Below are 613 nucleotides of genomic sequence, written 5' to 3'. Positions count from 1 at the left end.
GTCGTCCAGGTCCAGTCTGCGGGCCTCGTTCACCCGGAGTCCCACCTCGGACATCAGCTTCGAGGCGGTGTAGTTCCTGGCCATCGGGGCGAACTTGCGGCAGGTGGCCAGCTCGCCGGCCCAGCCGGTGAACAGCTGCCCGACCTCCGGCTCCTGCGGCGGGATCCGCAGCTGGGCGTCCTTCGCCCCGCGCGGCCGGTTCATCTCGTCGATCGGGCACTCGACGACGCGGCCGGTCATCCGGTGCAGTTCGACCTTGTGCCGCAGTTCCAGGAACGTGAAGTACGTGGTCAGCGCCTGCGACCGGGCAAGCCGGGTGCCGCTGGGCGAGTTCCGCAGCAGCTTCCCGAAGTACGCGTCCGCGTCGGTGGGGTCCATGTCCCACAGCGGTCGGCCGAACCAGGTCCGCACCTGTTCCAGGTGGCCGACGTCCCCGCGGATGGTGCCGTCCGTCAGCCCGGCCGACGCCCGCGCGAGCACGAACCCGGCCAGCGCGTCGGTCTCGAACTGCTCGAGCTCCTCCGCCGAGACCGGAGCCCGCACATCGCGGAGGTCCCGCACGACCGCCAGTGCCGCCAACCCGAGCCCCCTCACCTTCACCCGGACCGCAGAT

General features: G+C 71.1%; 1 protein-coding gene. It reads right to left on the bottom strand.

The genetic code is table 11. From position 1 onward, the window contains the following. A partial coding sequence (locus IEY86_RS36070; RefSeq protein ID WP_506016895.1) for a site-specific integrase occupies positions 1-579 on the bottom strand: 579 nt, incomplete at its 3' end. Positions 580-613: the final 34 nt, after the last annotated feature.

The organism is Wenjunlia tyrosinilytica, assembly GCF_014646055.1.
GTDB classification, from domain to species: Bacteria; Actinomycetota; Actinomycetes; order Streptomycetales; family Streptomycetaceae; genus Wenjunlia; species Wenjunlia tyrosinilytica.
This window is presented reverse-complemented; position numbering and strand designations above follow the sequence as displayed.